This window comes from Streptomyces sp. NPDC050509 (assembly GCF_044457965.1).
Classification (GTDB): domain Bacteria; phylum Actinomycetota; class Actinomycetes; order Streptomycetales; family Streptomycetaceae; genus Streptomyces.
Genome location: NZ_JBITHL010000016.1, coordinates 82,955 through 107,941, shown reverse-complemented (window position 1 = coordinate 107,941; position 24,987 = coordinate 82,955). Strand labels below are relative to the sequence as shown.

Here is a 24,987-nt window from a genome sequence, read left to right as displayed (position 1 = left end):
TTGGACAGTGTGTCCACAAGAGGGAGGGCGGTGGGGCCGATCGATTACGCGGGTTCTGTTCACCATCTTCCGGTGATCTGACTCACAGGTTCTGGTGGGGGAGGAAGAGGCTCCGGTTCAACTGTCGAAGCCCAGCCCGAGCCGGTCCATCGTCCGCAGCCAGACGTTGCGCCGGCCGTCGTGGGCGTCCGCGCGCGCCAGCGACCACCGGGTGAGGCCGATCCCGGCCCAGGCGACCGGTTCGGGCGGGAACGGCAGTGGTTTGTCGCGGACCATGGCCAGTTCGGTGCGCTCCGTGCGCTCCCCCGAGAGGAGGTCGAGCATCACGTCGCCACCGAAGCGCGTCGCACCGACCCCCAGGCCGGTGTAGCCCGCCGCGTACGCCACCCGGCCGCCGTACGCCGTGCCGAAGAACGCCGAGAACCGTGAGCAGGTGTCGATCGCCCCGCCCCATGCGTGGCTGAAGCGCACGCCCTCCAACTGCGGGAAGCAGCGGAAGAAGTGGGTGGCGAGTCTGAGGTACGTCTGCGGGCGCTGCTCCATCTCGGCGCCGAGCCGGCCGCCGTACGGGTAGATCGCGTCGTAACCGCCCCACAGGACACGGTGGTCGGCGGTGATCCTGAAGTAGTGGAACTGGTTGGCGCTGTCCCCCAGACCCTGCCGGTTGCGCCAGCCGATCGCGCCCCGTTGCCGCACCGTCAGCGGCTCCGTCATCAGCGCGTAGTCGTAGACGGGGACGGTGTAGGGGCGCGCCCGTCTGACCAGTGACGGGAAGACATTGGTACCGAGCGCGACGCGCCGGGCGAAGATCCGTCCGTACGGGGTACGGACGGCCATTCCTGCGCCGTACCGGGCCAGCGCCAGGCCGCGGGTGTTCTCGTAGATCCGTACGCCCAGTTCCGTACAGGCACGCTTGAGCCCCCAGGCGAGCCGCGCCGGGTCCAGCATGGCGACGCCGCGCCGGTCCCACAGGCCGCCCAGGAAGGTCGGCGAGTCGACCTCGGCGCGCACCGCGTCGCGGTCGAGGAGTTCGAGCCCCTTGCCGCCGCGCCGTGTCCGTTCCTCGTACAGGTCACGGAGTCCGTCGAGTTGGTACGGCTCCGTGGCGACGTCGATCTCGCCGGTGCGCTCGAAGGCGCAGTCGATGCCGTACCGGGCGACAGCCGCCTCGATGGCGTCGAGGTTGCGCTCGCCCAGTTCCTCCAGCGTGCGCAGTTCGTCGGGCCAGCGGGTGAGCCCGTTGCCGAAGCCGTGGGTGAGGGAGGCCGCGCAGAAGCCTCCGTTGCGGCCTGAGGCGGCCCAGCCGACCTCCTGGCCCTCGATCAGGACGACGTCGCGCTCCGGGGCCCGCTCCTTGGCGAGGAGGGCGGTCCACAGGCCGCTGTAGCCGCCGCCGACGACGAGCAGGTCGCAGCGTTCGTCGCCGGTGAGCGCGGGGCGCGCGACCGGCCGGTCCGGGGAGTCCAGCCAGTACGGTACGGGGCGCACGCCGGCGAGGGACGCCGCGGCGGCTGCGCGCACGGCTCCAAGGTCCACGGGCATGTGTTCCGGCTCCTTCTCCTTCGAACTGCTCCGGATGCTGACTGTCGCGGGCTGTCGTCGAGTCGGACCGCTGCGGACGCGGACGGCTCGAAGAAAGCCGTTCAGGTGGTGGCGGCGGTCTTCTTCCTCCGGTTGCTGACCATTTGGCCGACGACGACCACCAATACGGCAACGACGAACATCGCCGTCCCGATGACGTTGATCTGCACCGGCGTGCCGCGCTGCGCGGAGCCCCATACGAACATCGGGAAGGTCACGGTCGACCCGGCGTTGAAGTTGGTGATGATGAAGTCGTCGAACGAGAGCGCGAAGGCGAGCAGCGCTCCCGCCGCGATACCGGGCGCGGCGATCGGCAGGGTGACCCGTACGAAGGTCTGCACCGGCCCCGCGTAGAGATCGCGCGCCGCTTCTTCGAGACGCGGATCCATGGACATGACACGCGCCTTGACGGCGGTCACGACGAAGCTGAGGCAGAACATGATGTGGGCTATAAGGACCGTCCAGAAGCCGAGCTGCGCGCCCAGGTTGAGGAAGAGCGTCAGCAGCGACGCCGCCATCACGACCTCGGGCATGGCCATCGGCAGGAAGATCAGCGAGTTGATCGAGCCGCGCGCCCGGAAGCGGTAGCGGACCAGCGCGAAGGCGATCATGGTGCCGAGGACGGTCGCGCCGAGCGTCGCCCAGGTGGCGATCCGGAGCGAGAGCGACAGCGAGCCGCACAGATCGGCGACGCCGCACGGATCCTTCCAGGCATCCAGGGAGAAGCGCTGCCACGCGTAGTTGAAGCGGCCGTTCGGCTTGTTGAAGGAGAAGACCATCACGACGACATTGGGCACGATCATGTAGCCGAGCGTGAGCAATCCCGCGATGACCACCAGGTTGCGCCGTACCCAGCGCGTCACGGCCGCGGGGCCGCCCCTCGGAACACCACTCGTCGGACTCATCAGACGAGGTCCTCCGTCCCTGCTCGGCGGATGTAGACGGTGACCATCAGCAGGACGACCGCCATGAGGATGAAGGAGAGCGCGGCGGCCGTCGGGTAGTCGAGGACGCGCAGGAACTGCGTCTGGATGACGCTGCCGACCATCTTGGTGTCGGTGGAGCCGAGGAGTTCGGCGTTGACGTAGTCGCCGCTCGCGGGGATGAAGGTGAGCAGCGTGCCGGAGACGACGCCGGGCATGGAGAGCGGGAACGTGACCGTGCGGAAGGTCGTCAGCGGTGTGGCGTACAGATCGCCCGCGGCCTCGTGCAGCCGGCCGTCGATGCGCTCCAGCGACGTGTAGAGCGGCAGGATCATGAAGGGAAGGAAGTTGTACGTCAGACCGCAGACCACCGCCATGGGTGTCGCCAGAACGCGGTCGCCTTCGGTCCAGCCGAGCCAACTGGTCACGTCGAGGACGTGCAGGGCGTCCAGTACGCCGACGACAGTGCCCCCGTCCGCGAGGATCGTCTTCCAGGCGAGCGTACGGATCAGGAAGCTGGTGAAGAACGGCGCGATGACGAGGACCAGAAGGAGATTGCGCCGGCGGCCCGCCTTGAAGGCGATGAGATACGCGAGGGGGTAGCCCAGCAGCAGGCACAGAAGCGTGGCGGTGCCCGCGTACAGCAGAGAGCGAAAGAACTGCGGGTAGTACTCCTGGAGCGCGTCCCAGTACGTCCGGAAGTGCCAGGTGACCTTGAAGCCCTCCTCCAGGGAGCCGGTCTGTACGGAGGTCGACGCCTGGTAGACCATCGGCAGCGCGAAGAAAACCAGCAGCCAGAGGATGCCGGGCAGAAGCAGCCAGTACGGGGCAAGGCGCCCGCGCGCGGCGGGCTTGCGCATGGGACGGCCCGGTTCTGCGGCGGCCGGCGTCGTGGGTGGGGCTTCCGTGGCGGTCACGCGCCCTCCCCTCCGGCCTTGCCGGCACGGGCGGGCCCCTGGGGCCGGGTCCGTACCTCCGCGCGCGCCGTAGCGGCGCCGACGCCGCCTGTGGTGTCCCCTGCGGGAGCACCCGTATCGGCATCGGGTCCCGCGCCGCCCCCGTCAGGGGCCGTGTTGACGCCGGCGTCGCCCGTTGTGCCGGCCAGTGGCGACTGCGCGGCGTCCAGGCCGAAGGTGTGCGCCGGGTTCCAGTGCAGGACGACCTCGGCGCCGGGGGCGAGCCGGCTGTCACGCTCGATGTTCTGCGCGTACACCTCCAGCTCGGGGGAGACAGCGCTCTCGATCACGTACTGCGTGGAGACGCCGATGAAGCGGGAGTCGGCGATCCGGCCGGGTATGCGGTTGCGTCCGCCGGGGATCGACTCCGCATCGTCCGCGTGGGTGAGGGAGATCTTCTCGGGGCGCACGCCGACCAGCAGCCTGCCGCCGCGCGTGGTCGGCGCGGAGCATCGGCCGCCGGGGAGAAGGAGCCTGGTACCGCCCGCCGTGACCGCCACGTCGTCGCCCCGTACGTCGGCGATCTCTGCCTCTATGAGGTTGGACGTACCGAGGAAGTTGGCGACGAAGGTGGTGTGCGGTTTCTCGTAGAGGTCGGCGGGGCTGCCGAGCTGTTCGACCCTCCCCGCGTTCATCACCGCGACCGTGTCGGCCATCGTCATGGCCTCCTCCTGGTCGTGGGTGACATGGATGAAGGTGATGCCGACCTCGGTCTGGATGCGCTTCAGCTCCCCCTGCATCTGGCGGCGCAACTTGAGGTCGAGGGCGCCCAGCGGCTCGTCGAGGAGGAGCACCTGCGGATGATTGATCAGCGCGCGGGCCAACGCGACGCGCTGCTGCTGGCCGCCGGAGAGCTGATGCGGCTTGCGCCTGGCGTAGTCGCCGAGCTGGACGAGGTCGAGCATGTCACCGACCTGCTTGCGTACGGACTTGATGCCGCGACGGCGCAGTCCGAAGGCGACGTTCTCGTAGATGTCGAGATGCGGGAAGAGGGCATAGCTCTGGAACACGGTGTTGACGGGGCGCTTGTACGGAGGGAGCCCCGTGACGTCCCTTTCGCCCAGGAAGACCGTGCCGGTGGTGGGTTCCTCCAGGCCGGCGATCATCCGCAGGGTGGTGGTCTTGCCGCAGCCCGACGCACCGAGGAGGGCGAAGAAGGACCCCTGCGGCACGGTGAGGTCGAGGGGCCGTACGGCGCGGAAGGAGCCGTACGTCTTGCTGATCCCGGTGAGGCGGACGTCGCCGCCGCCCTGGCTGGTGGATGCGGTCTCTGTCATGGGTCACGGTCCCGGGAGGAGAGAGGTGGACGGACGGGGCGTACGGGGCGGGGTGCGACGGGGCGCAAGGAGCCGCGTACAGAAGGCCGTACGGGGCGCGGCGTACGGAGCCCGACGGACCGGCCGCCGAGATACTCCCGGGCGGGGGGGGCTGCGCGGCGTACGGCGCGGGCCCCGGACCACGCGTCTACGCGCCGATGAGCTTGGCGAACTTCTGCTCGTACGCTGTCTCCTCCTTGGCGCTGAGGGAACGGAAGGCGTGCGACGCGGCGGCCATCGCGGCGTCCGGGAGGATCAGGGGGTTGTCAGCCATCGACTTGTCGATTTTGGTCAGCTCGGCGCGCACGCCGTCGACCGGGCAGACGTAGTTGATGTACGCGGCGAGCCGCGCGGCGACCGGCGGCCGGTAGTAGTGGTCGACGAGCCGCTCGGCGTTGGTCTTGTGCCGCGCCTTGGCCGGGACCAGCAGGTTGTCGCTGGAGAGCATGTAGCCGGCCCGCGGGATGGCGAACTTGATGTCCGGGTTGTCGTTCTGGAGCTGGACGATGTCCCCCGCCCACGCGACGCACGCCGCGATGTCGCCCTTGTCGAGGTCCGCGGTGTAGTCGTTACCGGTGAACCGGCGTATCTGCTTCCTGTCGACGGCCTTCTGGATCCGGGCGAGTGCGGCGTCGAAATCGTCGTCGGTGAAGGCCGCCGGGTCCTTGCCGAGGTCCAGGAGGGTCATCCCGACGGTGTCGCGCATCTCGGAGAGGAAGGCCACCCTCCCCTTGAGCTTCGGATCGTCCAGGAGCTGGGAGACCGAGTCGACCGTGCGCCCGCCGGTCGCCTTGGTGTTGTACGCGATGACGGCGGGGATCCCGGTCCAGGGGTACGTGTAGGCACGGCCCGGGTCCCAGTCGGGCGAGCGGAACGGCGCGGAGAGGTTCGCGAACGCGTGCGGGAGGTGGGACGGGTCGAGCTTCTGTGCCCAGCCGAGCCTGATGATGCGGGCGGCCAGCCAGTCCGTGACACAGACGAGGTCCCGTCCGGTGTCCTGGCCGGCCGCGAGCTGTGGCTGGATCTTGCCGAAGAACTCGACGTTGTCATTGATGTCCGCGGTGTATTTGACCGTGATCCCGGTGCGCTCGGTGAACGCCTCCAGCGTCGGGTGGTGCTTCTCATCGTCACTGACGTCCATGTACTCGGTCCAGTTGGAGAAGATGACGCGCTTCTCCTCGGCCGAGTGGTCGGTGGAGGCGAGCCCTTCCCCCTCCCTCTTCGCCGGCGGGATACCGCAGCCGCCCAGTGCGGTGAGCCCGCCGAGCGTGAGGGCGCCGGCGCCGGTGGCGCGCAGCACGGAGCGGCGGGTGAGGGCGCCCCGGCCGCTGGTCATGGTGCGGCGTATCGCGGCCCATTGCGCCCCGGACGGGCGGTCGGGCTCGTACTGCTCCATCTGCTCCATGCACTCTGCCCTTCAGCTGGACGGTTACGACGGTTCGGGGGCTTCGGGACTTCGAGGCTTCGGCGTTTCCGGGGAGGGGCTCCGGCGGGCTCCGTGGCGGGGTTTTCCCGGGGCGTCGAAGGGGCGGCCAGGCTTCCTGCGGGGCCTCAGGGGCGGCGGCGCTGCCGGTCGCCGAAGACCGTGCGATGCCAGTCCTTCCTGGCCACCGCCGTGTTGTCGTACATCACGTGTTTGAGCTGCGTGTACTCGTCGAATGAGTACGCCGACATGTCCTTGCCGAACCCGCTGGCCTTGTAGCCGCCGTGCGGCATCTCGCTGATGATCGGGATGTGATCATTGATCCAGACGCAGCCCGCCCTGATCTCGCGGACCGCCCGCCCGGTGCGATAGACGTCGCGGCTCCAGGCGGAGGCGGCGAGGCCGTACGGGGTGTCGTTGGCGAGCCGCACGCCTTCGTCGTCGGAGTCGAAGGGGAGCACGACGAGGACGGGCCCGAAGACCTCGGACTGGACGATCTCGCTGTCCTGCGCGGCGTCCGTGATGAGCGTGGGGCGGTAGAAGGCGCCGTTCTTCCAGTCACCCCCCGGGGACTCCCCGCCGGTGACGACGCGGGCGTAGCCACGGGCCCGGTCGACGAAGCCCGCGACGCGGTCGCGGTGGGCGTGCGAGATGAGCGGGCCGAGGTCGGTCGCCTCGTCGAAGGGATCACCGAGGCGGACCGTTGCCATGAGATCGGCGACACCGGCGACGAAGGCTTCGTACAGCGGCCGTTGGACGTAGGCGCGAGTGGCTGCCGTACAGTCCTGGCCGCCGTTGATGAGCGACGCGGCGACGGCGCCGTGGACGGCGGCCTCCAGGTCCGCGTCGTCGAAGACGAGGAAGGGGGCCTTGCCGCCGAGTTCGAGGTGGAGGCGCTTGGCGGGGACGGCGGCGGTGGCGATCGCCGCGACGCGCCTCCCGACGGCGGTGGAGCCGGTGAACGACGTCATGGCGACATCAGGATGGCCCACAAGGCGCTCGCCCGCGTCGGGGCCCGCCCCGGTGACGATGTTGATCACGCCGTCGGGCACTCCGGCCTCCTGGGCGGCCCGGGCGAACATCAGCGACGTGAAGGGCGTGAGTTCGGCGGGCTTCAGGACGACCGTGTTGCCCGCGGCGACGGCGGGGAGGACCTTCCAGGCGGCCATCTGGAGCGGGTAGTTCCACGGTGCGACGGAGCCGACGACGCCGATCGGCTCGCGGCGTACGGAGGAGGTGTGGTCGCCGCTGTACTCACCCGCCGAGACCCCGTCCAGGCGGCGTGCGGCGCCTGCGAAGAAGGCCGCGTTGTCGACGGTCCCGGGAACGTCGAACTCGGTGGAGAGCTTGATCGGCTTGCCGCACTGCAACGACTCGGCGTACGCGAAGTCGTCCGCCTGAGCGGCGAGGACGTCCGCCAGGCGGTGCAGGGCGTCGGAGCGCTCGCCGGGCGTGGCGCCGGCCCAGCCCGGGAAGGCCGCGTGCGCGGCGGCGACGGCGGCGTCCACGTCGGCGGGGCCGGCCAGTTCGTACGCGTGGACGTCCTCGCCGGTCGCCGGGTTCACGACGGCGTGCAGACGTCCCGAGGTGCCCGGCCGCGACCGCCCGCCGATGAACTGCGCGCCCTCCGCGAAACGGTCCCGCACCTGGAAGCGGTTGCCCATGACGCTCTCCGATGTCCCGGGCCGACGGTGCCGGCCTCTGTACGAAGTGTTGTTCCGGCTTGGATTGAGTGCCGATCCTGACAGAGGACGTCCACCTCAACAAGGGATTCCGTTGTTGCCTTTTGGTTACGCGACGGAATCGGTGGACGGGGCAGCACCTCAGAACCGTAGTCGTACGCAGTACCGGCGGTCGCTGTCAGTGGTGGCCGGCAGACTCGCGGGCATGGGGATGAACACGGGCAGTTCCGTACGTACGGCAGCCGAGCTGGTCGAGCGGGCCCAGAGCGGCGAGACGGTCAAGTATCTGCACTTCTGGGGGCACGCCCCACGGCGGGACGGCACGCTCGGCGCGAGCTGTCTGAGCCAGTGGTGGCCGGCGCCGTTCACGGTCGACGGGGTCGAGTACGCGACGGCCGAGCACTGGATGATGGCGGCCAAGGCCCGGCTCTTCGGGGACGAGGAGGCCGAGCGCGCGGCCCTGGGCGCCGCGAATCCGGCGCTCGCCAAGAAGGCGGGACGGCTGGTACGCGAGTTCGACCAGACCGTCTGGGAGCGTGAGCGCTACGGCATCGTGGTGGCGGGCACCATCCACAAGTTCGGGCAGGACGCGGCGCTGCGGGACTTTCTGCTGACCACGGGAGACCGGGTTCTCGTCGAGGCGAGCCCGATGGACCGGATCTGGGGCATCGGGCTCACCTCGGACGACGAGCGGGCGGCGGACCCCGCGCGCTGGCGCGGACTCAACCTGCTGGGCTTCGCACTCATGGAGGCGCGCGACCAGCTCCGGGTGGACCGGAAGTAACGACCGGACCGGGGGAAACGGCTGGGACCGGGGGTAACGGCCGGACCGGATCTAACCGGATCTAACGGCTGGACGCGACGCCGACGACGAGCGAGGTGGCGAACGGATCCTCGGTGGTCTCCGAGGTCAGCTCCTCCCCGTTCACGACCGCCCAGATCAGGAAGCCGAGGAAGGCGGCGCTGATCAGGGTGCCGATCGCACCGAGGATGATGCCCGCCAGCGCCATGCCCGCGTTGTTCGCCTCACCACGCTGGGCGCGCCCGCGCCCCACGAACCCGAAGATCAGCGCCAGGACGCCGAGGATGATGCCGAGCCCCCAGAAGCAGAAGGTCACGACGGCGAGGATCCCCAGCACCAGCGAGGTGATCCCCATGCCGTTCGACGGCGCCTGCTGCCACCCGGTCTGGCCGTAACCCGGGTACGGGGCGCTGGGGTAGCCCGGGTAGCCGTAGCCGGCGCCCGCCCCTGCCCCCGTACCGGCCCCGTACGGGGCGCCGGACTGCTGGGCCCCCGGGTAGCCGTACGGTCCCGGGGTCGGCCTGGCAGGGCCACCGGGGGCGGTGGGCGGCGGCGGTACGGCGCCCTCACCGGCGCCTGGCCCCGGCCCCGCACCCGGACCGCTTCCGGCGCTCGCGCCGGAAGCGTGCCCCGGCCCACCGGTCGGCATCCCGGTGATCGTCGGCTGGTCGTGCACGTTCCGGGCGGACGGCTGCGGCGGCGCCTGCGAGCCCTGGGGGGTGTGCGGCTGCGCGGACGACGGCTTGTCCAAGGGCACCTTGCGCTCCGGCGGCGCCCAGGGATCGCTCGGCTCGTAGCCGTCCGACGGCTGCTCGCTCTTGTCTGACATGGGCCTCCCCCACTCGTCCTTCCGTCATGCTACGGGCTCGGCTCCGCGCGGAACCGGCCCGGCCTACGATGATCCGTGCCCCGGAAACCGTCCGGCAGGCGGCCCGTGCGCCGCCCCGTCGAGGCCGCGCTTCCGGCACCCGTACCGCCGGCACCCGCCCCGTACCGTCCCCTTCCCCTTCCCCTTCCCCTTCCCCTTCCCCTTCCCCGGAGGATCACGATGACCGATCCGAGCGCCTTCATCGCCGGTCTACCCAAGGCCGAGCTCCATGTCCACCACGTCGGCTCCGCGTCGCCGCGCATCGTCGCCGAACTGGCGTCCCGGCACCCGGACTCCAAGGTACCCACCGACCCCGGCGCGCTCGTCGACTTCTTCACCTTCACGGACTTCGCCCACTTCATCGACGTCTACCTCTCGGTCGTCGATCTGATCCGGACGCCGGAGGACGTGCGGCTGCTGACCTTCGAGGTCGCCCGCGACATGGCCCGGCAGAACATCCGCTACGCCGAGCTGACGGTCACACCGTTCAGCTCGACCAACCGCGGCATCCCCGACCACGCCTTCATGGAGGCCATCGAGGACGCCCGGAAGGCCGCCGAGGCCGAACTGGGCGTCGTACTGCGCTGGATCTTCGACATTCCCGGAGAGGCGGGGCTGGAGGCCGCCGAGGAGACCACCCGGCTCGCGGTGGACCTGCGCCCCGAGGGGCTGGTCGGCTTCGGACTGGGCGGCCCCGAGATCGGCGTACCCCGGCCGCAGTTCAAGCCGTACTTCGACCGGGCCATCGCGGCGGGGCTGCGCTCCGTACCGCACGCCGGGGAGACGACGGGGCCGGAGACGGTCTGGGACGCGCTGCGCGAACTGCGCGCGGAACGCATCGGCCACGGCACCAGCTCCGTCCAGGACCCGGAGTTGCTGGCGCACCTCGCCCAGCACCGGATCCCTCTGGAGGTGTGCCCCACGTCCAACATCGCCACCCGCGCCGTCGCCGATCTCGACGAGCACCCGATCAAGGCGATGGTCTCGGCGGGCGTACTGGTGACGGTCAACAGCGACGACCCGCCCATGTTCGGCACGGATCTGAACAAGGAGTACCGCGTCGCGGCGCGGCTGCTCGGCCTGGACGAACGCGGTATCGCGGATCTCGCGAAGAACGGGGTGGAGGCATCGTTCCTCGACGCGGCAGGCAAGAAGCTGCTCGCCGAGGAGATCGACACGTACACCGCCCAGTGGCTCGCGCGCTGACCATGGCCGACGGCGGCGGCGAACGTGGCCACGGAGCCGGTACGGGGCGGGCGGTCGTCGCCGTGGGCCACCGCGGCGACCCCTACCGCGTCCGAGAGAACACCCTCCCCTCGCTCCGTTCCGCGCGGCAACGGGGCGCGGACGCGGTCGAGGTCGACGTACGGCTCACCCGGGACGGCGTGCCCGTACTGCTGCACGACGCGTCGCTGGCGCGGCTCTGGGGCCACGAGCGGCGGCTCGCCGAAGTGACGTACGACGAACTGCGCGAGCTGACGCGCGGCGAGGTACCGACCCTGCGCGACGTGCTCCTCCCGCCGCCGGACGGGGATTACGGCGGAGTCCCGGCGCCGGGACGGGGCCCGTACGGGGCGGGTGGCCGGTTCATGATCGATCTGCCGGGTGCCACCGCGGCGTCGGTGCGCACGGTCGTCGGCACCGTGCGCGAGTGCGGCGCCGCGGAGCGCGTGTACTACTGCGCCGGCCCGGACACGATGCTCGCCGTCCGCGCCGCCGACGCGCGCGCCGAGATCGCGATGACGTGGACAACGCTGGCACCGCCGCGCCCCCTGCTGCTCGCGACGGTGCGGCCACGCTGGCTCAACTACCGCTTCGGGCTGGTCAGCCGTGAGCTGGCCGACCGCAACCACCGGGACGGGCTGCTGGTCTCCGCCTGGACCGTGGACACGCGGCGCAGCATGCGCAGACTGATCGAGCGGGGGGTCGACTCGATCACCACGAACCGGATCGACGTCCTGTCCTGCCTGCTCCGCGGGACGCCCGGTACGCCAGGCGCCGACCGCGCGGCGGGCCCGGGCGTGTAGCGCCGTAACATCGCCGCGCTCCCGCCCCGTACGGCGGCGTACGGGGCGGGCCCGTACGCCGCGCCGCGCTCATAGCAGAGGCCGCCAGCCGTCAGCCTCAGCCGTCGAGCGACGTCATCACGTGCTTGATGCGCGTGTAGTCGTCGAAGCCGTACGCCGACAGGTCCTTGCCGTAACCCGACTTCTTGAAGCCTCCGTGCGGCATCTCCGCGACCAGCGGAATGTGCGTGTTGATCCACACGCAGCCGAAGTCCAGCGCCTTCGACATCCGCATCGCCCGGGCGTGGTCCTTCGTCCACACGGACGAGGCGAGCGCGAACTCCACGCCGTTGGCGTACTCCAGGGCCTGGGCCTCGTCCGTGAAGGACTGGACGGTGATGACGGGCCCGAACACCTCGTTCTGGATGATTTCGTCGTCCTGCTTGAGTCCGGAGACAACGGTCGGGGCGTAGAAGTAGCCCTTCTCACCGACGCGGTGACCGCCCGCCTCGACCCGTGCGTGGGCCGGCAGCCGCTCGATGAAGCCGGAGACCTGCTGGAGCTGCCGGGCGTTGTTGAGCGGCCCGTAGAGCACGTCCTCGTCGTCCGGCGCGCCCGTCTTCGTGTCGGCCGCCGCCTTGGCGAGCGCGGTCACGAACTCGTCGTGGATCGACTCGTGGACGAGGACGCGCGTCGCCGCCGTACAGTCCTGCCCCGCGTTGAAGTACCCCGCCACCGCGATGTCCTCGACGGCCTTCGCCAGGTCGACGTCCTCGAAGACCACGACCGGCGCCTTGCCGCCCAGTTCCAAATGGACCCGCTTCAGATCTCTGGCCGCCGACTCCGCGACCTGCATGCCGGCCCGTACGGAGCCGGTGATGGAGGCCATCGCGGGCGTCGGGTGCTCGACCATGGCCCGGCCACTGTCGCGGTCGCCGCAGATGACGTTGAAGACGCCCTTGGGGACGATCACGCCGATGATCTCCGCCATCAGCACCGTCGACGCGGGGGTGGTGTCCGACGGCTTGAGCACGACGGTGTTACCCGCGGCGAGCGCCGGCGCGAACTTCCACACCGCCATCATCATCGGGTAGTTCCACGGCGCGACCTGCGCGCAGACACCGACCGGCTCCCGCCGGACGATGGAGGTGAACCCGTCCATGTACTCCCCGGCCGACCGGCCTTCGAGCATCCGGGCGGCGCCCGCGAAGAAGCGGATCTGGTCCACCATCGGCGGGATCTCTTCGGTGCGGGTGAGTTCGATCGGTTTGCCCGTGTTCTCGGACTCGGCGGCGATCAGATCCTCCGCGCGCTCCTCGAAGGCGTCCGCGATCTTCAGCAGCACCTTCTGACGCTCGGCCGGAGTGGTGTCCCGCCACGCCGGGAAGGCGGCGGCAGCGGCCTCCATGGCGGCGTCGACATCGGCCTTCCCCGAGAGCGGGGACGTAGCGTACGCGTCGCCCGTGGTCGGGTCGACCACCTCGATGGTCCGCCCGTCAACGGCGTCCCGGAACTCCCCGTTGATGTAGTTACGCAGCCGGCGCAGCTCGGTGGTCACTGCCACCCCTCCCTGTCAGATGTCCGATGGGTGAGACACCCACCCTAATCGCTCGACCAACGCTTTCAACAGGCCCGACCCCACGAAACTTCGGATTCGGTGATATTAGCGCCATTGAACAACGAATTTCATCGATACGGGGTTGCTATACGGACGAGTCCCGGTGCACAGTGAAGTGCGTGGCCAGCCGTAGCACAGACTCCAGAACGCACCCCCAGGCGCAGTCCGAGGCGGACTCGAGGCCGGGGCCCACGCCTGCCCCCAAGGCGCACTCGAAGCACGACTCCAGGCCGGAGCCCCGGACCGGGAACGGCTCCTCGCCGACGATCGACTCCGTATCGCTCGCGATCATCGAGCAGCTCCAGCAGGACGGACGCCGCCCCTACGCCGCGATCGGCAAGGCGGTCGGCCTCTCCGAGGCGGCCGTACGCCAGCGCGTACAGAAGCTGCTCGACCAGGGCGTGATGCAGATCGTCGCCGTCACCGACCCGCTCACCGTCGGCTTCCGGCGGCAGGCGATGGTCGGCATCAATGTCGAGGGCGACCTGGACACGGTCGCGGACGCGCTGTCGGAGATGGCCGAATGCGAGTACGTGGTGATGACCGCGGGCTCCTTCGACCTGATGGTGGAGATCGTCTGCGAGGACGACGACCACCTGCTCGAAGTGATCAACAAGCGGATCCGCGCGCTCCCCGGCGTGCGCTCCACCGAGAGCTTCGTCTACCTCAAGCTGAAGAAGCAGACCTACATGTGGGGAACCCGATAGCCGTGAGCAAGGACCTCTCCAAGACCGCGTACGACCACCTGTGGATGCACTTCACCCGCATGTCCTCGTACGAGAACGCCCCCGTGCCCACCATCGTGCGCGGCGAGGGCACGTACATCTACGACGCCGAGGGCAAGCGCTACCTGGACGGCCTCTCGGGGCTGTTCGTCGTCAACGCCGGCCACGGCCGCCACGAGTTGGCCGAAGCCGCCTACAAGCAGGGCCAGGAGCTGGGCTTCTTCCCGGTGTGGTCGTACGCCCATCCGAAGGCCGTCGAACTCGCGGAGCGGCTCGCGCACCACGCTCCCGGCGACCTCAACAAGGTCTTCTTCACGACGGGCGGCGGCGAGGCCGTGGAGACCGCCTGGAAGCTCGCCAAGCAGTACTTCAAGTTGACGGGGAAGCCGACCAAGTACAAGGTCATCTCACGCGCCGTCGCCTACCACGGGACACCTCAGGGGGCGCTCTCCATCACCGGACTGCCCGCTCTGAAGGCACCGTTCGAGCCGCTGGTGCCGGGCGCGCACAAGGTCCCGAACACGAACATCTACCGTGCGCCGCTGCACGGGGACGATCCGGAGGCGTTCGGCCGCTGGGCCGCCGACCAGATCGAGCAGGAGATCCTCTTCGAGGGGCCGGAGACCGTCGCGGCGGTCTTCCTGGAGCCCGTACAGAACGCCGGTGGCTGTTTCCCCCCGCCGCCCGGCTACTTCCAGCGGGTCCGCGAGATCTGCGACCGGTACGACGTCCTGCTCGTCTCCGACGAGGTCATCTGCGCCTTCGGCCGGCTCGGCACGATGTTCGCGTGCGACAAGTTCGACTACATACCCGACATGATCACCTGCGCCAAGGGCATGACGTCGGGCTACTCACCGATCGGCGCCTGCATCGTCTCCGACCGGCTCGCCGAGCCGTTCTACCAGGGTGACAACACGTTCCTGCACGGCTATACGTTCGGCGGCCACCCGGTCTCCGCGGCGGTCGGTCTCGCCAACCTCGACATCTTCGAGCGAGAGGGCCTCAACCAGCATGTGCTCGACAACGAGGGCGCGTTCTTCGACACCCTGAAGAAGCTGCACGACCTGCCCATCGTGGGCGACGTACGCGGCAACGGCTTCTTCTACGGCATCGAACTGGTGAAGGACAAGACCACCAAGGAGACCTTCACCGACGAGGAAACGGAACGCGTCCTCTACGGCTTCCTCTCCAAGAAGCTGTACGACAGCGGCCTGTACTGCCGCGCCGACGACCGGGGCGACCCGGTGGTGCAGCTCGCGCCGCCGCTGATCTCCGACCAGTCCACGTTCGACGAGATCGAGGGGATCCTCCGGTCCGTGCTCACGGAGGCGTGGACGAAGCTCTGAGCGGACGGCACGCGGCCCGCCCGGGCGGGCAGGTGCCCCGGGAGCCTGCCCGCCATGATCGGCCCGTACGGCGCCCGAGAAGCGTCCGGGTGCCCCCTTTCGGGTGAGAAGGGCGGCACCCGGGCCTGTGATGTGCGCTCTCCCCGCTCCGAATACCTAGCGTGCCCCATGACCGATCGTCGCCGCCCTCGTTCCGCCGGACGAGGGATGGCAGGGAAGCGCCGACGCGCACCCACATCCGATCAGAACCGAGGTGTACGCCATGGTGGCCCCGCCGGACAACGACGTGCTCTGGGCGCGTTCCCTGAACTACTCCCACAACGGATCGCCCGCACTCGACGGCGTCTCGCTCGGCGTGCGCGAGGGCGAGATCCTCGCCGTGAACGGTTCACGCGGCAGCGGCAAGACAACGCTGCTCCGATGCCTGTCAGGGCAGTTGGTCCCCCAGCAGGGCGAGGTCTGGTTCAACAGCTCACCGGTCCACACCATGAGCCCGCTGCTGCGTGAACGGCTGCGCCGCGACCGCTTCGGCTGGATCGGCCCCGAGCCGGCGCTCGTTCCCGAACTGACCTCGTGGGAGAACGCCGCCCTGCCCCTGCTGATGCGCGGTACGTCGCACCGTGCCGCCAAGACCGCCGCACTGGAGTGGCTGGAACGCCTCGACATCGGCCCCTGCGCCCGTAAGCGGCCGTACGCTCTCTTCCGATCCCAGCAGCAACGTGTCGCCGTCGCGCGCGCCCTGGTCACCGAGCCCTCGGTCGTCTTCGCCGACGAACCGACGGCGCCGCTGCACCGTACGGACCGGGCGCAGGTGCTCCGTACGCTGACCACCGCGGCGCGCTCGCACCGGATCACCGTCGTCCTCGCCACTCTGGACGCGGAGGTCGCGACGCTCGCCGACCGTACGGTCACCCTGATCGACGGACGGCGCGACAACTCGCCGCGGCCGTCCGAGGCGGAAGGCCGCGCCGCGTGCTCGCTCTCCGTCTAAGCCGCGCCACACACCCCCTGGTCCTGTTCCGGCGGCTGCTGGTCGTCGCGGCGTCGGCGGGGGTCGGCTTCCTGATGCTGTGCACTCTCGGCTGGGCGATGGGCCACCCGGCGGGGTCACTGATCCGGCTCCTCTGGTGTCTGGTCCCGCTTGCGGCGGCGGTGCAGTTCGCCGTGGCGGTGGCGCGCACCGAACCGCGCATGCGGCCGCGCTCCGGACTGTCGGCGGTGGGCCTCGGCCCGGCGCGGCTCACGGTGCTCGCGGCGACGTCGACGGCGATCTCCTGCACGCTGGGCAGCTCCGTGGCGCTGCTGTTCTTCCTGCATCTGCGCGGCGACCTGACGGGCCTGCCGTTCGACGGTGAGGCGGCGGAGCTGCTGGCCGCGGGCCGGCCACTGCCGTTCGGCGCGGCGCTGACGCTGCTGGCGGCCACACCGGTCCTGGCGACGATGGCGACGGGGATTGCCCTACGGAGGCGCGGATACGCCGAGGCGAGGGTCACAGGCGCCGTACGGGCCGTTTCGAGGGCCAGGGTGGGAGCGAGCGCCGGAAGCAGCAACGCTGCCTCCACCACGACCGCTCCTGTCTCGGAAACCTCGGACACGGAGGGGGGCACGCCCGCCGCCGACGGGCCCGTAACGGTGCACACGGGCACGTCCGTCCTCTCCCCCGTGCCTGTGCCTGTGCCCGCGCCGGTAGCCGCGCCGCATCCAGCGCCCACGCCGGCGGGTCTGCCCTGGGGCGTCGCGCTCACGGCCGCCGGCCTCGCGGTCGAGACGTACGCGAGCCAGGAAGGAGGAGGCTCCGTGCTGCCGCTGCCCGGTCAGTTCGACGGCAGCTCCGCCGCTGTCCTGGCCGGCTGGTCACTGACCGCCGTCGGCCTGGCGCTGGCAGGCCCGGGCATCATGCATCTCTGTGGCTGGCTGCTCCAGGTCATGCACCCCGGGGCACTCCGTCTGCTGGCCGGACGGACCTTGATGGCCGAGTCGCGACGTATCGGCCGCCCCGTGGGCGTGCTGTGCGCGGTGGTGTCGGGCACGTTCGCCGCGGCGTCCTTGTACGGCCCCGCGGACGAGCGCCCCTTCGGCCCACTCACCGCGCTCGGCGCGACTCTGGTCATCGGCTGTACGGCGGCCACGGTGCTGATGGCGTCCCTGGAAACGCGGCAGACGCGAGCCTCGACCACCGAGAGTCTCCGCCTCGTGGGTGCCCCGGCGGCGCTGCTGCGTACGGCGGCGCTGGTGAGGGCGGCCACCGTGGTGGCGGTCTTCACGCCCTTGACCTGGGCCGTGGCGGCGCTTGCGGCGATCCCGCTGTCCACGTAGACGCGACACCGACGGGCACGCCACGCCGCGGGGAGCGCGGACGGTGCGAGGGCGGCGGCCCCGCGCCGCCGGCCCGGCCGCCACGGGCCTGCGGTGCGGCGTACGCCCCGTGGCGCCGCGGCGTATGACGCACCGTACGCCGCCCAAGGGAGCCCACGCGGCGTCCGCGCTCGCGCCCCGTCGTACCGCGCCGCTTCAGCTCGCAACCTCCTCCACCCGCCCCAAGGACCAGGGTCGGGAGGATCCCCTATCGTGAGCCCATGTCGAACGACAAGCAGCTCACCGTGCACCGCCAGGACCGCGAGATCGAGTCCATCGACGAGTTCGACCGCACCGTACGATCCCTGGGGACACTCCGCGGATACCGTGTGCAGTCCGTCGATCTGACGGCCCGTACGCCGGAACTCCTCCGTGCCGACACCGCCGACACCGTCTTCCTCGGCTGCCCCATGGAGCCCGACGCCGCGTCGAAGGTGCGCGCCGACGGTGCCATGGTCTTCCCGCCCGTGCCCAATCTGCCGTTCGACCCGTACCGGGGGTTCCTCTACTCCCCCGAGCAACTCTTCGAGGGCCTTACGGACGGCGGCTACGAGGCCACCCCCGACGCCCTCGCCTACGCCTGGTTCCAGCGGACCAAGGCCGACGGCGACATATTCGCGTCCATGCTGCGCTCCGTGCACGACGACGCGGTCTCGGACGCCCTGGACGAACTCGTGGTCGGCGCGCGCGTCGTGGGCGTCATGGGCGGGCACGCGATGGCCCGTGGCACCGACGCGTACGCCGGTGCGGCCCGCCTCGGGCGCTCCCTCACCCGTACGGGACTGACCGTGGCCACCGGTGGCGGGCCCGGCGCCATGGAGGCCGCGAACCTCGGCGCGTACGCCGCTTCCCACCCGGACGAGATGCTGGACAAGGCTCTCGAAGTGCTCGCCGAGGCCCCGTCGTTCGTGCCCTCCGTCTCGGCATGGGCGCGGGCCGCCTTCGAGGTCAGGGCGCGCTGGCCGAAGGGCGACGACTCGATCGGAATCCCCACCTGGTTCTACGGCCACGAACCGCCCAACGCCTTCGCCGGCCACATCGCCAAGTATTTCGCCAACGCGACCCGCGAGGACGGCTTGCTGGCCCGCTCGAACGCGGGGGTGGTCTTCCTGCCCGGTGCGGCGGGCACCGTCCAGGAGATCTTCGACAACGCGACGCCGAACTACTACCAGTCGCGCGGCGAACCGACCCCGATGGTCCTGGTCGACCGCGCCCACTGGACCGAGCGGCTCCCGACGTGGCCGCTGCTCCAAGCGCTGGCGAAGGAACGCCCGATGGAGGCACGGATCGCGCTCGTCGACTCGGTGGACGAGGCCCCCGCGGCGCTCGCCAGGCTCTCCAACTGAACGGCGTCGTCTCCGACTCCGTGTCAGCGTCCGCCGCTCCGTCGACGGCATGACCCGTGAGGTAATCGACGCCGCGGCCACTGCGCGACAGGCTCGTCCCTGTACGGACACGCAGGCTTGAGCAGGGGATCTCACATGACCGACGGCACCGCACTCACCGAACGCACGCGCTCCACCGTCCGACTTCTGCTCCAACGGATCGCGGAGGGCGACCCCGCCCGTATCGCCGAACTGTTCACGGAGAAGGTCGACTGGGTCATCGCCGACAACCCCGCCGTCCCGTGGATCCGGCCCCGCACGACGCGCGCCGACGTCGCGGACCACTTCCGGGAACTCGCCGAGGGGCAGTACCCCGACCCGGACGGCTCCTCCGTGGACGCTCTTGTCGCGGACGGCGCGGAGGCCGCGCTCAGTGGCCGGCTCGCGGGCACCGTACGGAGCACGGGCAAGTCGTTCCGCTCGCCCTTCGCCATGCGGCTGACCGTGGAGGACGGCCTGATCACCCGCTACCGCGTCTACGAGGACAGCCTCGCCATCGCTGCCGCCTGCACTCCGTGAGCCGGATTCAGGACGCTGCCTGTCCGCCCCGTACGGGGCGCTCGTCCTGCTCCTCCAGGACCACCACGTCCTCGGCAGCAAAGGCGACCCCTACCGTCGCACCCACCGCCGGGGCTTCGTGCAGCCCGCACTCGGCCTCCAGCACCGGTCTGTCACCGGGCCGGTCCGGGCGCAGCAGTACGGCGACGCGGCTGCCCCGGAAGGTAAGGGCCTCGACGGTGCAGCGCAGCCCCTGCATGGCGTCGACCAGCCGTACTCCGGCCGGCCGTACCAGGAGCAGACGTTCCCCCCGTGCGGAGCCGTTCGGTACGGGGATCCGGCCCCAGGCGGTGTCTGCGGCCCCGTCGCCCACCGTCGCGGCCACGACATTGTCGAAGCCGAGGAATCGTGCCACGAACGCGGAGGCAGGCCGCTGCCAGACCTCCAGCGGTGTGCCGCTCTGGGCGATGCGACCGTCGCGCATCACCACGACGCGGTCGGCCAGCGCGAAGGCCTCGCCCTGGTCGTGAGTGACGGCGAGCACGGTCGTACCGAGCCGTCCGAAGAGGCCGCGCAGTTCGACCACGAGACGCTCGCGCAGGCTCCGGTCCAACTGGCCGAGCGGCTCGTCCAGCATCAGCAGTCGCGGCCGGGGCGCGAGCGCCCGGGCCAGGGCGACCCGCTGCTGTTCGCCGCCGGACAGCGCGGCGACGGCGCGCCGTCCGGCGCCCGGCAGTCCCACGAGTTCGAGCAGTTCGTCGACCCGCCGGGACTGCTCGTCGCGTGACGCGCCGCGCATCCGCAGGCCGAAGGCGACGTTCCCCGCCACGTCGCGCTGCGGGAAGAGCTGATGGTCCTGGAACATCAGCCCGACGCCACGCCGATGCACCGGCACCCCCGACTGGTCGGCGCCGTCGAGGGAGACCTGCCCACCGTCCGGGGCCTGGAGGCCCGCCACGACGCGCAGCAGTGTCGACTTGCCACTGCCGCTCGGCCCGAGCACACAGACGATCTCGTGCTCGGCGACCTCCAGATCGACCGCGTCGAGCGCGGCGTACGGTGCGGTGCCGGTGCCGGTGCCGGTGCCGAACCGTACGGTCACGTCCGACAGGGTCAGCAAAGCCATCAGAACTCTCCCGAGCGGTCGGTACGGATACGTTCGAGCGCCAGCAGCGACACCGCGCACACCACCATCAGGACCGTGGACAGTGCCATCGCCTGCCCGTAGTTGAGCTCGCCGGGCCGGCTCAGCAGCCGCGCCACTGCCACCGGCAGCGTCGGCCGGTCGGGACGCGCGATGAAGACCGTCGCGCCGAACTCACCGAGCGAGACGGCGAAGGCGAACCCTGCCGCGACGAGCGTGGCCCGCCGTACCAACGGCAGATCGATCTCCCGCCAGGCGCGCAGCGGGGACGCCCCGAGAACGGCCGCCGCCTCGCGCAGCCGCCCGTCGACCGCGCGCAGCACCGGCAGCATGGTCCGTACGACGAAGGGCACACCCACCAGCGCCTGGGCGAGCGGCACGAGGATCCAGGAGGCCCGCAGGTCGAGCGGCGGCTTGTCGAGCGTGATCAGGAAGCCGAAGCCGACGGTGACGGCGGAGACGCCGAGCGGCAGCATCAGCAGCGCGTCGAAGCCCCGTACGAGGCGTCCGGCGCGACGGGTCAGCGCGGCGGCGGCGAGGCCGCCGATCACCACCGCGATGGCCGTGGCGACCAGCGCGTACCGCAGCGAGTTCCAGACGGCCTCCAGCGGCGGCACGAGGAAGGTGCCGCCGCTCGCGTCAACCGAGGCGAGCGCCCGGTAGTGGGCGAACCCGTACCCGCCGGGGCCGTCGAGGGAGCGCTCGACGAGCACCCCCAGCGGCAAAAGGATCAGCAGCGCGGCGGTCGCGAGCACGCCGCCGAGCAGCGCCCACTGCCCGGCTCCGCGGGGCCGGCGCGCGGTCTGCGCCGGGTCGACCAGCTTCAGCGCGCTCTCCCGCCTCCGTACGGTCCCGGCGTGTACGGCGAGGATCGCGCCGACCGCCGCGAACTGCACCAGCGTCAGCACGGCGGCGGTGGGCAGGTCGAGGAGTTGCGCGGTCTGCCGGTAGATCTCGACCTCAAGGGTGGAGAAGCCGGGGCCACCGAGGATCTGTACGACGCCGAAGGAGGTGAACGTGAAGAGGAAGACCATCAGCGCCGCGGCGGCGACGGCGGGGGCGAGCGCGGGAAGCGTCACGCGCCACCACGCCGCGAGGCGCCCGGCGCCCAGTACGCGCGCGGCTTCCTCCTGGCGCGGGTCGAGCTGTGACCACAGGCCGCCCACGGTGCGTACGACCACCGCGTAGTTGAAGAAGACATGGGCGAGAAGGATGGCCCAGACGGTGGTGTCGAGCCGTACGCCCCACAGGTCGTCGAGGAGACCGCCGCGTCCGAGAAGCGCCAGGAAGGCGGTGCCGACGACGACGGTGGGCAGCACGAAGGGCACGGTGACCACGGCGCGCAGGAGTTGCTTCCCCGGGAAGGCGAAGCGCGCGAAGACATAGGCGCCGGGCAGCGCGATCAGCAGCGTGAGCGCGGTGGAGGCGAGCGCCTGCCACGTGGTGAACCACAGGACGCCGAGGATGTCGGAGCGGCTCAGTACGTCGCCGACGCGGCCGAACTGCCAGGCACCGTCCGCCTTGAGGCCGCGGCCGACGATCGCGGCGACGGGATAGGCGAAGAAGACGGCGAAGAAAACGAGGGGCCCGGCCATGAGGGCGAGTCGTACGGCGTTTCCGCGCCCACGTCGGCGTCCCTGCCACTCTCGGCTCCGCACAGCGCCCCGTAGACCGCCCCGTACGCCGCCCCCGTGCCGCACGGCGCCTCGCCCGGTCCGGCCGTCCCGCGCCGCCCGGCCCTTCTCCTCGGCGGTTACTTCACTACGAGTGAGGACCACGACTGGATCCACTGCTCACGGTTGGCGGCGATACGGTCAGGTGCCACGGTCTCGGGCCGGTCGACGGTCGCGCCGAACTTCGTGAACAACTCGGGCAGCGCGACGCCCTTGACCACCGGGTTGACGAACATGTTCAGCGGCATGTCCGCCTGGAATTTCTCACTGATCAGGAAGTCCAGCAGGGCCTTGCCACCCGCCGCATTCTTCGCGCCGTCGAGCAGCCCCGCGAACTCGGTCTGCCGGAAGCACGTACCCGTGGAGACCCCTGTCGGGGCCTGCTGGGGCTGCGGCTTCGCGTACAGCACCTCGACAGGCGGGCTGGAGGCGTACGAGACGACCAGCGGCCGGTCGCCCTTGGCCTTCTTGCCACCCGCAGAACCGGAGAAGCTCTCGTTGTACGCCTGCTCCCAGCCGTCGACGACCTGGACGCCGTTGGCCTTGAGCTTCTTCCAGTAGTCCTGCCAGCCGTCGTCCCCGTAGCGCGCGACGGTGCCCAGGAGGAAGCCGAGGCCGGGCGAGGAGGTCGCGGCGTTCTCGGTGACGAGGAGGTTCTTGTACTGGGGCTTGATCAGGTCGTCGAAGGACTGCGGTGGCGCAAGCTTCTTGTCCGCGAAGTACTTCTTGTCGTAGTTAATGCAAATATCGCCGTTATCGATCGGGGTGACCCGATGCTTCTCCTTGTCGAGCCGCGCGCTCGCGTCGACCCGGCCCAGGCCCTTCGCCTCGTACGGCGTGAACAGGCCGTTGTCGAGGGCACGGGAGAGCAGGGTGTTGTCGACGCCGAAGAAGACGTCGCCCTGGGGCGATCCCTTGGTCAGGATCTCCTTGTTGAGCGCTTCGCCGGCATCGCCGCTCTTCAGCACCTTGACGGTGTAGCCGGTCTCCTTGGTGAACTCTTTCAGCACCGCGGGGGACGCGTTGAACGAGTCGTGGCTGACGAGGGTGACGGTCTTGGACTTCGTGCCACCGCTCCCCCCGTCGCCGGACGACGCGGAGCCGTCGGAGCCGCCACAGGCGGCGAGGGTCGCGACACCGAGAGTCGCCGCGAGCGCGGCGTACGCCGCGTTTCTGACGCCGGTACGGGTACGGATGGTGCTCACTGATTTTCCTCCTGGGATGTCCAGGAGAAGACGCGGCCCTGTCCGGGGGCCGACCGTAGGTACGGACCGAGCCCGGACAGGGCGCAACAGCTTGAGTGATGTCCGAACTTCCTACCCAGAATGACCTGGGCAAGGTTCAGAGGGTCTGCGACCGCTGCCCGCTCTCACGGACATGTGCCGCACTCTCAGCGCTGTGGCGCTCCCCTGTCGGAAAATATGCAATGCGTTTCGAGCCAAGGTTACCCCCAGGCCCGCCTAGCGCTCCGTGGCGGCCAACTGTCCGCACGCCCCGTCGATCTCCTGGCCCCGCGTGTCCCGTACGGTCACCGGCACGCCGTGCGCCGCAATCGCCTCGACGAACTTCTTCTCGTCCTCCGGGCGCGACGCCGTCCACTTCGAGCCCGGCGTCGGGTTGAGCGGGATCAGGTTGACGTGGACCCGTTTGCCCTTAAGGAGCCGGCCCAGCCGGTCGCCACGCCATGCCTGGTCGTTGATGTCGCGGATCAGGGCGTACTCGATGGAGATCCGGCGGCCGGACTTCTCCGCGTACTCCCACGCGGCGTCCAGCACCTCCCGTACCTTCCAGCGCGTATTGACCGGAACGAGGGTGTCGCGCAGCTCGTCGTCGGGGGCGTGCAGGGAGACCGCGAGCCGGCACTTGAAGCCCTCGTCGGCGAAGCGCAGCATCGCGGGCACCAGTCCGACCGTGGAGACGGTGATCCCGCGCTGCGAGATGCCAAGACCGTCCGGCTCGGGGTCGGTGAGCCGGCGGATCGCGCCGACAACGCGCTTGTAGTTGGCGAGGGGCTCGCCCATGCCCATGAAGACGATGTTGGACAGCCGCGCGGGGCCACCGGGGACCTCGCCGTCGCGCAGTGCGCGCATCCCGTCGACGATCTGGTGGACGATCTCCGCCGTGGACAGATTGCGGTCCAGGCCAGCCTGTCCGGTCGCGCAGAAGGGGCAGTTCATCCCACAGCCCGCCTGCGACGAGATGCACATGGTGACCCGGTCGGGATAGCGCATCAGTACGGACTCGACGAGCGTGCCGTCGTGCAGCCGCCAGAGCGTCTTACGGGTCGTGTCGTCGTCGCACGAGATGTGCCGTACCACCGACATCAGCTCGGGCAGCAGTTCCGTCGCGAGTTTCTGCCGCGCGGCGGCCGGGATGTCGGTCCACTGCTCGGGATCGTGCGCGTAGCGCGCGAAGTAGTGCTGCGACAGTTGCTTGGCGCGGAACGCCTTCTCCCCGATGGCGGCGACGGCCTCGCGGCGCTCGGCGGGGGTGAGGTCGGCGAGATGCCGCGGGGGCTTCTTGGCTCCGCGGGGCGCGACGAAAGTGAGTTCTCCGGGTGCAGGCATGGTCCGTCCAGTGTCGCAGACGACGCCGCGTGGCCCGTTCCCCGTACATCGGCACCATGGGAGAGGGGGTACGCCGCCCCGTGGGCGGCGTACCCCCTCCTCTCAAGCACGCACCGTCT

At 70.3% G+C, this 24,987-nt stretch carries 21 protein-coding genes and 1 riboswitch; of the genes, 9 read left to right on the top strand and 12 right to left on the bottom strand.

The window, feature by feature from the left end; translation table 11 throughout:
* Positions 1 to 117 precede the first annotated feature (117 nt).
* From ACIBJC_RS34540 to ACIBJC_RS34515, 6 genes are all read right to left on the bottom strand, one after another.
* The gene (locus ACIBJC_RS34540; protein ID WP_399299365.1) at positions 118 to 1,542 is read right to left on the bottom strand and encodes an NAD(P)/FAD-dependent oxidoreductase; all 1,425 of its coding nucleotides are present in this window, start codon (positions 1,540 to 1,542) and stop codon (positions 118 to 120) included.
* 101 nt (positions 1,543 to 1,643) lie between these two features.
* Complete coding sequence (locus tag ACIBJC_RS34535) at positions 1,644 to 2,486, bottom strand: ABC transporter permease (protein ID WP_399299363.1); 843 nt, start codon at positions 2,484 to 2,486, stop codon at positions 1,644 to 1,646.
* The gene (locus ACIBJC_RS34530; RefSeq protein ID WP_399299361.1) at positions 2,486 to 3,421 is read right to left on the bottom strand and encodes an ABC transporter permease; all 936 of its coding nucleotides are present in this window, start codon (positions 3,419 to 3,421) and stop codon (positions 2,486 to 2,488) included. The genes ACIBJC_RS34535 and ACIBJC_RS34530 overlap by 1 nt, the downstream gene beginning before the upstream one ends.
* Positions 3,418 to 4,737 carry an ABC transporter ATP-binding protein gene (locus ACIBJC_RS34525; protein WP_399299359.1) on the bottom strand — a complete coding sequence of 440 codons (1,320 nt, stop codon included), beginning with the start codon at positions 4,735 to 4,737 and terminating at the stop codon, positions 3,418 to 3,420. The genes ACIBJC_RS34530 and ACIBJC_RS34525 overlap by 4 nt, the downstream gene beginning before the upstream one ends.
* Before the next feature lie 187 nt (positions 4,738 to 4,924).
* Positions 4,925 to 6,172 (bottom strand): PotD/PotF family extracellular solute-binding protein, encoded by a 1,248-nt coding sequence (locus ACIBJC_RS34520; protein ID WP_399299509.1) that lies wholly within the window; start codon positions 6,170 to 6,172, stop codon positions 4,925 to 4,927.
* 155 nt (positions 6,173 to 6,327) lie between these two features.
* Entirely contained in the window at positions 6,328 to 7,863 is a 1,536-nt protein-coding gene (locus tag ACIBJC_RS34515; protein WP_399299357.1) for a gamma-aminobutyraldehyde dehydrogenase, read from the bottom strand.
* Between the two features lie 229 nt (positions 7,864 to 8,092).
* On the opposite strand from ACIBJC_RS34515, the gene ACIBJC_RS34510 reads away from it, so the two are divergent.
* Positions 8,093 to 8,665 carry an NADAR family protein gene (locus tag ACIBJC_RS34510; RefSeq protein WP_399299506.1) on the top strand — a complete coding sequence of 191 codons (573 nt, stop codon included), beginning with the start codon at positions 8,093 to 8,095 and terminating at the stop codon, positions 8,663 to 8,665.
* Between the two features lie 61 nt (positions 8,666 to 8,726).
* On the opposite strand, the gene ACIBJC_RS34505 is transcribed toward ACIBJC_RS34510, so the two are convergent.
* Positions 8,727 to 9,512, bottom strand: coding sequence for a DUF4190 domain-containing protein (locus ACIBJC_RS34505; protein WP_399299355.1), 786 nt, complete (start codon positions 9,510 to 9,512; stop codon positions 8,727 to 8,729).
* A 219-nt stretch (positions 9,513 to 9,731) separates the two neighbouring features.
* Here ACIBJC_RS34505 and ACIBJC_RS34500 point away from each other — a divergent pair, with 219 nt between their 5' ends.
* Together ACIBJC_RS34500 and ACIBJC_RS34495 are read left to right on the top strand one after the other, a co-directional pair.
* Complete coding sequence (locus tag ACIBJC_RS34500) at positions 9,732 to 10,757, top strand: adenosine deaminase (RefSeq protein ID WP_399299353.1); 1,026 nt, start codon at positions 9,732 to 9,734, stop codon at positions 10,755 to 10,757.
* Between the two features lie 2 nt (positions 10,758 to 10,759).
* Positions 10,760 to 11,578 carry a glycerophosphodiester phosphodiesterase gene (locus tag ACIBJC_RS34495; protein WP_399299504.1) on the top strand — a complete coding sequence of 273 codons (819 nt, stop codon included), beginning with the start codon at positions 10,760 to 10,762 and terminating at the stop codon, positions 11,576 to 11,578.
* Positions 11,579 to 11,675: 97 nt separating this feature from the next.
* Here the strand turns inward: ACIBJC_RS34495 and ACIBJC_RS34490 are convergent, their stop codons facing one another.
* Positions 11,676 to 13,115 carry a gamma-aminobutyraldehyde dehydrogenase gene (locus ACIBJC_RS34490; protein WP_399299501.1) on the bottom strand — a complete coding sequence of 480 codons (1,440 nt, stop codon included), beginning with the start codon at positions 13,113 to 13,115 and terminating at the stop codon, positions 11,676 to 11,678.
* A 326-nt stretch (positions 13,116 to 13,441) separates the two neighbouring features.
* Between ACIBJC_RS34490 and ACIBJC_RS34485 the strand changes: the two genes are divergently transcribed.
* The 6 genes from ACIBJC_RS34485 (at position 13,442) to ACIBJC_RS34460 (ending at position 19,505) form a co-directional block, all read left to right on the top strand.
* Positions 13,442 to 13,882, top strand: a complete 441-nt coding sequence (locus ACIBJC_RS34485) for an Lrp/AsnC family transcriptional regulator (protein WP_329823088.1) — start codon at positions 13,442 to 13,444, stop codon at positions 13,880 to 13,882.
* Complete coding sequence (locus ACIBJC_RS34480) at positions 13,867 to 15,246, top strand: aspartate aminotransferase family protein (RefSeq protein WP_399299351.1); 1,380 nt, start codon at positions 13,867 to 13,869, stop codon at positions 15,244 to 15,246. Before ACIBJC_RS34485 ends, ACIBJC_RS34480 begins: the two co-directional genes overlap by 16 nt.
* Before the next feature lie 262 nt (positions 15,247 to 15,508).
* A complete protein-coding gene (locus tag ACIBJC_RS34475) occupies positions 15,509 to 16,237 on the top strand; it encodes an ABC transporter ATP-binding protein (protein WP_399299349.1) in 729 nt (242 codons plus the stop codon).
* The gene (locus ACIBJC_RS34470; protein ID WP_399299347.1) at positions 16,219 to 17,562 is read left to right on the top strand and encodes a hypothetical protein; all 1,344 of its coding nucleotides are present in this window, start codon (positions 16,219 to 16,221) and stop codon (positions 17,560 to 17,562) included. The genes ACIBJC_RS34475 and ACIBJC_RS34470 overlap by 19 nt, the downstream gene beginning before the upstream one ends.
* A gap of 260 nt (positions 17,563 to 17,822) precedes the next feature.
* Positions 17,823 to 18,947, top strand: coding sequence for an LOG family protein (locus tag ACIBJC_RS34465; protein ID WP_399299345.1), 1,125 nt, complete (start codon positions 17,823 to 17,825; stop codon positions 18,945 to 18,947).
* Between the two features lie 135 nt (positions 18,948 to 19,082).
* On the top strand, positions 19,083 to 19,505 hold the full coding sequence (locus ACIBJC_RS34460; RefSeq protein ID WP_399299343.1) for a nuclear transport factor 2 family protein: 423 nt from the start codon (positions 19,083 to 19,085) through the stop codon (positions 19,503 to 19,505).
* 7 nt (positions 19,506 to 19,512) lie between these two features.
* On the opposite strand, the gene ACIBJC_RS34455 is transcribed toward ACIBJC_RS34460, so the two are convergent.
* From ACIBJC_RS34455 to rlmN, 4 genes are all read right to left on the bottom strand, one after another.
* Positions 19,513 to 20,610, bottom strand: a complete 1,098-nt coding sequence (locus ACIBJC_RS34455) for an ABC transporter ATP-binding protein (protein WP_399299341.1) — start codon at positions 20,608 to 20,610, stop codon at positions 19,513 to 19,515.
* Positions 20,610 to 22,223 (bottom strand): ABC transporter permease, encoded by a 1,614-nt coding sequence (locus tag ACIBJC_RS34450; protein ID WP_399299339.1) that lies wholly within the window; start codon positions 22,221 to 22,223, stop codon positions 20,610 to 20,612. The genes ACIBJC_RS34455 and ACIBJC_RS34450 overlap by 1 nt, the downstream gene beginning before the upstream one ends.
* A gap of 158 nt (positions 22,224 to 22,381) precedes the next feature.
* Positions 22,382 to 23,506, bottom strand: coding sequence for a thiamine ABC transporter substrate binding subunit (locus ACIBJC_RS34445; protein ID WP_399299337.1), 1,125 nt, complete (start codon positions 23,504 to 23,506; stop codon positions 22,382 to 22,384).
* A gap of 90 nt (positions 23,507 to 23,596) precedes the next feature.
* Positions 23,597 to 23,722: riboswitch (TPP riboswitch) on the bottom strand.
* Positions 23,723 to 23,761: 39 nt separating this feature from the next.
* Positions 23,762 to 24,868, bottom strand: coding sequence for a 23S rRNA (adenine(2503)-C(2))-methyltransferase RlmN (gene rlmN, locus ACIBJC_RS34440; protein WP_329823013.1), 1,107 nt, complete (start codon positions 24,866 to 24,868; stop codon positions 23,762 to 23,764).
* Positions 24,869 to 24,987 lie beyond the last annotated feature (119 nt).